This is a genomic window from Parafrankia sp. EUN1f (assembly GCF_000177675.1).
Taxonomy (GTDB): domain Bacteria; phylum Actinomycetota; class Actinomycetes; order Frankiales; family Frankiaceae; genus Parafrankia.
This window is the reverse complement of record NZ_ADGX01000254.1, coordinates 1-7,976: the sequence shown is the minus strand read 5'-3', so window position 1 is coordinate 7,976 and position 7,976 is coordinate 1. Positions and strand designations below refer to the sequence as shown.

General features: G+C 71.2%; 8 protein-coding genes and 1 pseudogene. 7 read left to right on the top strand and 2 right to left on the bottom strand.

Translation table 11 applies throughout. The features are described from left to right. The 7 genes and pseudogenes from FREUN1FDRAFT_RS36910 to FREUN1FDRAFT_RS36880 form a co-directional block, all read left to right on the top strand. Window positions 1-198, top strand: a pseudogene (locus tag FREUN1FDRAFT_RS36910) (cell filamentation protein Fic); the annotation flags it as partial. A gap of 181 nt (window positions 199-379) precedes the next feature. After that, a complete protein-coding gene (locus FREUN1FDRAFT_RS36905; RefSeq protein WP_006545524.1) occupies window positions 380-1,129 on the top strand; it encodes an ABC transporter ATP-binding protein in 750 nt (249 codons plus the stop codon). Then, window positions 1,126-1,848 carry an ABC transporter permease gene (locus tag FREUN1FDRAFT_RS36900; protein ID WP_006545523.1) on the top strand — a complete coding sequence of 241 codons (723 nt, stop codon included), beginning with the start codon at window positions 1,126-1,128 and terminating at the stop codon, window positions 1,846-1,848. The genes FREUN1FDRAFT_RS36905 and FREUN1FDRAFT_RS36900 overlap by 4 nt, the downstream gene beginning before the upstream one ends. Further along, complete coding sequence (locus tag FREUN1FDRAFT_RS36895; RefSeq protein WP_006545522.1) at window positions 1,845-3,104, top strand: sensor histidine kinase; 1,260 nt, start codon at window positions 1,845-1,847, stop codon at window positions 3,102-3,104. Before FREUN1FDRAFT_RS36900 ends, FREUN1FDRAFT_RS36895 begins: the two co-directional genes overlap by 4 nt. 46 nt (window positions 3,105-3,150) lie before the next feature. After that, window positions 3,151-3,819 (top strand): response regulator transcription factor, encoded by a 669-nt coding sequence (locus FREUN1FDRAFT_RS36890; RefSeq protein ID WP_006545521.1) that lies wholly within the window; start codon window positions 3,151-3,153, stop codon window positions 3,817-3,819. A gap of 49 nt (window positions 3,820-3,868) precedes the next feature. Then, the gene (locus FREUN1FDRAFT_RS36885) at window positions 3,869-4,315 is read left to right on the top strand and encodes a hypothetical protein (protein ID WP_232295588.1); all 447 of its coding nucleotides are present in this window, start codon (window positions 3,869-3,871) and stop codon (window positions 4,313-4,315) included. A gap of 63 nt (window positions 4,316-4,378) precedes the next feature. Further along, complete coding sequence (locus FREUN1FDRAFT_RS36880) at window positions 4,379-4,693, top strand: hypothetical protein (RefSeq protein ID WP_006545519.1); 315 nt, start codon at window positions 4,379-4,381, stop codon at window positions 4,691-4,693. A 31-nt stretch (window positions 4,694-4,724) separates the two neighbouring features. Here the strand turns inward: FREUN1FDRAFT_RS36880 and FREUN1FDRAFT_RS36875 are convergent, their stop codons facing one another. Both FREUN1FDRAFT_RS36875 and FREUN1FDRAFT_RS36870 read right to left on the bottom strand, forming a co-directional pair. Then, the gene (locus FREUN1FDRAFT_RS36875; RefSeq protein ID WP_198144577.1) at window positions 4,725-7,196 is read right to left on the bottom strand and encodes a diguanylate cyclase domain-containing protein; all 2,472 of its coding nucleotides are present in this window, start codon (window positions 7,194-7,196) and stop codon (window positions 4,725-4,727) included. 205 nt (window positions 7,197-7,401) lie between these two features. Further along, a partial coding sequence (locus tag FREUN1FDRAFT_RS36870; RefSeq protein WP_006545517.1) for a CGNR zinc finger domain-containing protein occupies window positions 7,402-7,976 on the bottom strand: 575 nt, incomplete at its 5' end.

The following is a 7,976-nucleotide window of genomic DNA, read 5'->3' as shown; positions in this document are numbered from 1 at the left end:
ACCGCGCGTTACATGATGAATGGCCACCTCATGTCCCATGGCCTGGACGCCATCAGCGTCCCGGCCGCACGCCGCCACGAGTTCAACACCGAGATGGTCGAGTTCTTTCGACACAGGGACGGCACCGGTATGTTCGGCTTCCTGACCTCCTGCCGGCTCGCCGCCGACGACGGCGTCCTCCCAACCGACGGCGACTAGCACCGGTCTGACGGCGAGCCCGGCCCGGCGATCTGGCTGGTGTCTCCCTGCTGGCCGCACTCGTTCTCGATCATCCAACTCCGGTAGGAGGATCGATCGCACCGGTCTACCCCCGGGGTCGAGTCGAGAAATCCGTCCAGGTGGCGATGACCACGAGGTCGGCGCACTGGATTCTTCCGCCATGGAAATTTCACGATCAGCGGGCACGAGCACGGCCGGCCAGGCCTCCGCGGCTGTCACCGTCGAAGGACTGGCGAAACACTACGGAAGGTTCACCGCCGTCGAGGACGTGTCGTTCAGCATTCGCCGCGGAGCCGTCACCGGATTCTTCGGGCCCAATGGAGCCGGCAAGACCACGGTACTCAAGATGATCAGTGGTATCGCCCGGGCGAGTGCCGGGCGGATCCTTCTGAACGGTCTCGACACGCCTGCCCGTGCCGCCGGCACCCTGGGCGCGTTCATCGAGCCCTGTGGCGCGCATCCGGGGCGCTCGGCACGTGCCCACCTGCATTCGTTGGCGACCATGGCCGGGCTGCCGGGAACACGGGTGTCCGAGGTGCTCGCGCTGGTCGGGCTGGAGAAGGACGCCCGGCGCAGGGTCGGAAGGTACTCGCTGGGTATGCGCCAGCGGCTCGGTCTCGCGGCGGCGCTGCTCGCCGATCCGGACATCCTGGTGCTGGACGAGCCGACCAACGGGTTGGACCCGCAGGGGATTCGATGGCTGCGGACTCTGCTGCGGGAAAGGGCCGACGCGGGCGGCACCGTCGTGTTGTCCAGCCACTCGCTGACCGAGGCGGCGTCGATAGTCGACGATGTCGTCGTCATCCACCGGGGGCGCATCGTGCGGCACGCTCCGATGGGTGCGATCACCCGGGGTGGAGCAACACTCGAGGACGTCTTCCTCAGCCTGACCGGCGGGGAGGGCGCGTGAGCCGGCTGGTGCGAGGTGAGCTGATCAAAATTGTGAGCGCGCGCACGGCGCTGGCGTTCGTGACGGCCTCCGTCGTCCTGACCGCCTTCAACGTGCTGATCGTCGCGCTGGCCGCGGGGACGCTCGACGATGTGGGCGAGAAGGAGGAGGCCCTGTCCGGTATGCCGATACTGTTGCTGCTGCTCGGGGCGGTCGGTGTCGCCGGTGAGTTCCGGCACCGGACCGCCGCGCCAGCGGCGCTCGCCTCGGGCGCGTCCCCGGAACGCCTCCTGCTCGCGCGGGCGACGGCGTACACGATCACAGGCCTGGCCGTCGGCGTGCTCATGGTGGCCGTCTCGCTGGGGGCCGGGCTGCCGCTGCTGGCCCGGCAGCCCGGCCCGGATCTGAGCGTCGGCGAGGTGGCGGCGATCGCGGTCGGCCTGCTGGGGTCGTCGGTGCTCGCGACGGTGATCGGGGTCGCCGTCGGCGCGCTGCTTCGAAACCAGGTTCTGGCGGCGGTCGGAGCGCTGATCCTCATCTTCGTCGTGAACCCACTGCTCGACCGGGCGCGGGAGGGCGTGTCTGACTACACGCCACTCGGCGCGGTCGCGGTGCTGACCCGCATGGTCCACGGGCCGGCCCGCATCTCCCTGGGCGCGGCGGCGATCGTCCTGGGCACCTGGGCAGTGGGGCTCATGGCCGTGGCTCTCGCCGGCGAACGTCGACGCGACCTGGCATGACCGTCGAGGCGGCGGGGCTGCGGCGACTGCGGGCGCGGGCGGAGGCCGTGGCGGTGGCGGTGGCGGTGGCGGCCGCCCGAGCCCGCGCCCACGCCCGCGCCCGCGATGCGGGGCCGGGCGAACGGTGGGCCGCCCGGCGCGCGCTGGGTTTCGACCTCCTCGTCGCTATGGCCGCCACGATCGCCGAGCTGAGCCTTCTCCTCAACGACGACCACTGGGCGCGGCCGTCGACCGTGGTGCTGGCGGTTTCGTCCGGCGGTGCGCTCACCGCGCGCCGCCGGGTCCCGTGGAGGGTGCTGCTGGCAACGCTCGCCCTGGCCGGGGCCCTGGTAGCCACCGGCGACTCACCTGGCGGGGTGCCCGTCCTGGTGGCGCTCTTCACGGTCGCCGAGCGTGCCGACCGGCGCCGCGCGCTCGCCGCGCTGGTACCCACCGCCGTGCTCCTGGCCGCGCTGTCGATCGTGTCCGTCCCTGTGACGGCAGGAGTGTGGGCGCTGGGCGCCTACGCGCGGACCCGCCAGCGGTATGTCCGCGCACTCGAGGAGCGCGCCGAGGACCTCCGGCGTGAACAGGAGCAGCTGGCCCGCATCGCGGTGCACGAGGAACGCGCGTCGATCGCCCGCGAGCTGCACGACATCGTCGCCCACTCGGTGACCGTGATGTTGATCGGTGTACGCGGCGCACGCGACGTGCTGCATACATCGCCGGACCGGGCCAACGACACGCTGGCCCGGGTGGAGAAGAGCGGGGAGCAGAGTCTCGCCGAACTTCGCCGGATGCTGACCGTGCTGCGCACGCCGGGCACTCCCGCCGACTCCCACCCCGCGTTCTCGTTGGGAGATCTAACCGGGCTCGTCGCCGAATACCGCGCCGCCGGGCTACCCGTCGAGCTACGGGTGACGGGGGAACAGACATCCCTGCCCGAAGGCCTGGAGCTGTCCGCCTATCGCATCATCGAGGAGGCTCTGACGAATGCGGCCAAACACGCGCGGCCGAGCCGGGTGACGGTCACACTCACCTATCGAGCCCGAGATCTCGGCATCGAGGTGGTCAATGACGGGGTGGCCGCCGAGTCGGCGGGGTCGTCGATTTTCGGTGGCGCCCGGGACGTACCCGTGGCCGCCGACTCGGCACGGCACGGCCTCATCGGGATGCGGGAACGGGCCGCTGTGCTCGGTGGCGAGCTGGAGTTCGGTCATCAGGACGACGGCTGGTTCCGCGTAGCTGCCCGCTTCCCGGCAGGTGAGAGAACATGATCCCGGGCCGCGCCGTTCGGCGAATCTCACGAGAGCGAGAACCGGATTGAGTATCCGCCTGCTGATCGTGGACGACCAGGAACTGGTCCGGACCGGCCTGCGGCTGATCCTCGAGGCCCTGGACGACTTCGAGGTGGTCGGCGAGGCCGGGGACGGCGAGGAAGCCCTCGCCCGCGCCGAGGAGCTGCGACCGGACGTCGTCCTGCTCGACATCCGCATGCCCCGCATGGACGGTGTCGAGACCACCGCCCGACTGACCGGCGGAGGTCTCATCCCGGCCCCGCGCGTCCTCATCCTCACCACCTTCGACCTGGACGAGTACGTGTTCGGCGCGCTGCGCGCCGGCGCGGCCGGATTCCTGCTCAAGGACGCCTCCCGGGAGCGCCTGGTCGAGGCGATCCGCGTCCTGCACGCCGGAGACGCGCTGCTGTCGCCCGCCGTCACCCGGCGGCTGGTCGAGACCTTCGCCGCCCGCACCCGCCCGCCGACGCCACCCGGCCTGCTCGACCTCCTGACGCCACGCGAGCGGGAGGTGCTGGTGCTGGTCGCCCGCGGCCTGTCGAACACCGAGATAGCCGGTCGTCTCGTCGTGACCGAGGCGACGGTGAAGAGCCACGTGGGTGCCATCCTCACCAAGCTCGGGCTGCGGGACCGGGTCCAGGCCGTCGTGCTCGCCTACGAGAACGGCGTCGTCGTCGCCGGCGAACCAACCTGACCCCTCCACATCCGCCCGGCCGGCGCTGAGCGGAGAGGTCTGGCCGGTGATGGCGACGGACGCCCGGTCGTATTCTGGCGCAATGCTGGAAATCGTCGTCGACAACCATCGGATGTCGACCGAACTGAACGATCAGGACGATGGTTTTCGTATCCTTCTCGACGGTGACCCGGTGGCGATGACGCTCACCGAAACAGAAACCATCGTCGGCAATACCAGGACGCACACCCGCGAGACCCGCCCGCCCGGCCCCGCTGACTGGCTCCCCGGCGGCGCCGCACTCCCCGGTGGAGACCGCCTCGGCGGCGGCGCCTGGCTGGAAACCGCAGAAATCGAGGTCCGCCCCGGCCGCGCCGTTCACCTGTCTTTCCCCATGCTGTCCGGCGACGTCTACAACACCTCGGTCTATCTCCGAGAAAGCCTTCTTCTGATCTTCGATCCGACCTACACCCAGGTGGACGTCACCTGGGACCACTGGGCCGACGTCTCCACCTGACCATTTCCCGGCCGTGGACGGGCGGACGCATGCCCGACCCGAGCCGCCCTGGTTTCTCCCGTGATGGTCAGCGCCGCTCGGGTCGCCAGCCTGCCGATCTGCGTGACCGACACTCCGGACGACGCCCGCACCCGCGCCGCGACCAGGCTCGCGATCTTCGAGAAGATCCCGTCCTACCGGGCGGTTCGAGACCACGAGGGCGGCGGCCGGCCACCGGCCGACGTCGCGATCATCGGCGACGAACGCGCGGTGGAGAAGGCGCTGACGCGGCTGGCCGACGCCGGCGCCACCCACTTCATCGCCAACGTCGCCGGGGTCACGACGCCTGAGGAACGTGCCCGCACCGTCGCCCTGCTCGGCGCACTGTCCGCGCGGTAGCGCCATATCCCGGCGGCATGGACATAGATCCTCACCTCGTGGTCCGGGCGGACCCGGACCAGGGAGGCGTCGGGAGCGCCTCGCCGACGGCGGCGCCCTGCATGAGGTCGCAACCTGCGCCGCGCACGGCGGCCAGCTGCAGCAAGGTGTCGACGCCACGGGCGGCGACGCCCAGGTGCAGCAGGTGGGCGAAGCGCACGAGCCCGGCGATGACCGCCTCGGCCATGGCGTCGTGTTCGGCGCCGTGGATGTTCTGGCTGCCGAGCCGAACACCGGCGATGCCGGGGGGAACCGTGTCGCGGGTCGTGCTTCGCAACGGCCGGACCTCGCTGAGGTCGACCCAGACCGCCATTCCGGCGCCCGACAGCTCGGTGGTGATCGTGTCGAGTGTGCGGTCACCCCGGACAGAGAGCGCGTCGGGGACCAGGATGCCGAGGGACGTGGCCTGGATGTCACCGGCGCCTGAGGGACAGGCGACTCGAGAAATGATCTTCTTGCGCAGCGAGGTGTCGGACAGCCCTCGCTCGGAGATCCGCAGCCACAGTTCCCGCCGTGTGCGCTCCTCCTGGCGATCGGGTGGCTGCCCGGGCGCGGCCGTCGGCAGCAGGGACGCGACGCTGTCGACCAGCCAGCGGTCGACAGCGACTGTGAGTCCGGCATTGAACGCGATCGGGTAGAGGTCGTCCGGGCCGAGCAGGCCACGGGTCGGATGGGCCCAGTAGGGAACCGCCTCCGCGGCGACGATCACGCCGGACTGGGACACGACCGGCTCGAAACGCAGGGTCAGCTCGCCGGCGCCGAGGGCACGTCGCAGGTCGGTGGTGTCGCGCAGCCGGGTGGCCAGCGCGGCCCGGATCCGGTCGTCGTAGGCGACGACGTGCCCCGGCCCGCGACGCTTCGCCTCGTACATCGCCATGTCGGCGGCGTTGAGCAGGTCCTCGGCGTCGGTGAGGTCGGGACCCGACCGGGCAAGCCCGACGCTGCCGCTGACGCCGACCGGTCGGATCAGCTCGATGGGTGGAGTGAGCGCGGTGGCGATCACGCGTTCGCCGATGGCTCGCAGCTCGTCGAGGTCGCCGATGTCGTCACAGAGCACCGCGAACTCGTCTCCCGCGAGCCTGCCGACGACGTCGCCGGGTCGGACGGCGTCGCGCAGCCGGGAGGCGACAACCCGCAGCAGCTCATCGCCGCACTTGTGCCCGAGGGTGTCATTGATCGCCTTGAAGCCGTCCAGGTCGATGAACAACACGCCGGTGTGCCGACCGTCGCGAGCGGCGCGGCGCAGGCTTCGGCTCAGGTGGTCGAGCAACGCGGCCCGGTTCGGCAGGCCGGTGAGCGGGTCGTGCAGTGACAGGTAGCGTGCACCGTCCTCCATCCGGATCCGCATCGCCGCGGCGCCGAGGATCGCCGCCACCGAGCGGACGAACGCCTCGTCGTCGGGCGTCAGCGGGTGTGCGCGGCGGCGCACCAGGACCGTGCCGATCCGCTTGTCGGCATGGCCTACGGGCACGGCCATGTCCGCGGGTTCCGCGTCCACGGGCCGGACGTCGCCGTCGCCGTCGGCGTCGGCGTCGGCGTCGGCGTCGGCGTCGGCATCGGCGTCGTGGCGGACGGTGACCAGGTCGGCGTCGAGCTGCTGGGTGAGGGTCCGCACGCCGACGTCCCACAGCGTGTGCTCGCCCGCGATCCGCAGGGCCTGTTGCGCGAGATCCGCGAGCGCGGTGTCACGGGCGGTGCGCATCACCAGCTCGGCGGTCGCCTGTTCGTGCGCGGTGACGTCACTGACGATGCCCGCGACCGATGGAGGCCGGCCTTCGGCTTCTGGCACCGGTACAAGGTGCAGGTCATACCAACGCCCGCCGGTCTTCACGACCTGGTGGGCCTGCTCCCCGTGCATCGCGCGGCGCACCATCGCCAGGATGGTGGGCTGGTCGCGGAACGCCGTGAGGGCGGCGGACCGGGCCGCCTGGCGCAACATGACGGAAGGCGCCGAGGGGCCGGGGCCCCCACCGAGCGGCACCTGCCCTTCAGGGTCGATGCGGAAGATCGAGAACGGGGTGCGGCCGAGGACGAGCCGCAGCTGCAGATGAGTGGAGGCGAGTTCGGAGAGGTCCTCGAACCGGGCGAGGAGGCAGCGGTCACCGTCCACGGTGACCTCGGCCGTGGTCAGGAGGGCCTGAACAGCGGTGCCGTCTGGTCGGGTGATGTGCACGACCTGGGGCGCGGCACCGGATCCGGCGAGGTCCGCGGCGATTCCGTCCGCCTGCACCGGGTCGGCGATCTCGCTCCAGCGTCTGCCCACGTAGTCGGCCTCGCCGCATCCGACGATCTCGCAGGCGGCCGGGCTGACGCATCGAACCCGCCCGTCGTCTCGACCCACGAGAACCATGCCTGCCCTTGCCAGTCCGAACCGGTCGAACAGGCCGTCGGGCTCCAAGCCGCCGTCGCGCCCGGTCAGCGCCACCTGCAGGTCACCCGCCCTCGTCCCGAGCGATACACCCAAGCGCATCACTACCAGAAGTGACCATTCAAGGTCATTGAGTGCCAGCTGGGTCCTTACCCAGCGCCTCGACGGCAAACCCGGTGGCGCCCACCGAACCTGCGCATCGCGCTGGGAGACGCATCGCGCCGGGAGACGCATCGCGCCGGGAGACGAGAGAAGGGAGAACCAGGCCGTGCGCCGCGCCGACGCCACGGGAAGCAGCAGATCAGCCCGGTCGAGGCGGAGGCGGGGTGTCGGTGTGCGTCACCTGCCGCGACGGTGCGACCGCGACACGTTGCCGGTAACGTCTGGTCTTGACCCGATTGCCGCAGACGGCGGTCGCGCACCAGCGCCCGGTCCGGGGCTTCGATCCGTCATAGAAGACAACCCGGCAGTCCGGCGCCGCGCACATCTTCACTCGCTGCCAGGTGCCGTTCGCGGTCGCCAGGACCGCGGCGGCCGCGAGGCGCGCCAGCGCCTGAGCGACCTCGCCGCCTCCGGCGGGTTCGAGATCGACGCCGTCGGGACTCACCCGGACCCGCAGCGCGAGGCGATCGGCCACGTCGCCCAGAACGGCGTCCCGCGGCGGTGGTTGCGGGGTCCGCTGGTTGGCCGCGGCGGCACCCCGAAGCGCCGCGCGCAGGCGCAGTGCGTCCGCGAGCTCGGTCTCGCCCGTGGGCGCTCCCTCGGGCGCCAGACCGCGAGCCGCGAGCCAACGGCTCAGGGCCTCGGGATCCGCAAGCTCCTCGCGCGGCTGGTAGACGCCGAACGTCCGCTCGTCCACAGAGTTGAGGAACGCGC

Excerpts from the sequence above, each read along its gene's own strand:
- FREUN1FDRAFT_RS36905 (WP_006545524.1), top strand. The coding sequence starts at position 380 with ATGGAAATTTCACGATCAGCGGGCACGAGCACGGCCGGCCAGGCCTCC.
- FREUN1FDRAFT_RS36895 (WP_006545522.1), top strand. The coding sequence starts at position 1,845 with ATGACCGTCGAGGCGGCGGGGCTGCGGCGACTGCGGGCGCGGGCGGAG.
- FREUN1FDRAFT_RS36885 (WP_232295588.1), top strand. The coding sequence starts at position 3,869 with ATGGCGACGGACGCCCGGTCGTATTCTGGCGCAATGCTGGAAATCGTC.
- FREUN1FDRAFT_RS36880 (WP_006545519.1), top strand. The coding sequence starts at position 4,379 with ATGGTCAGCGCCGCTCGGGTCGCCAGCCTGCCGATCTGCGTGACCGAC.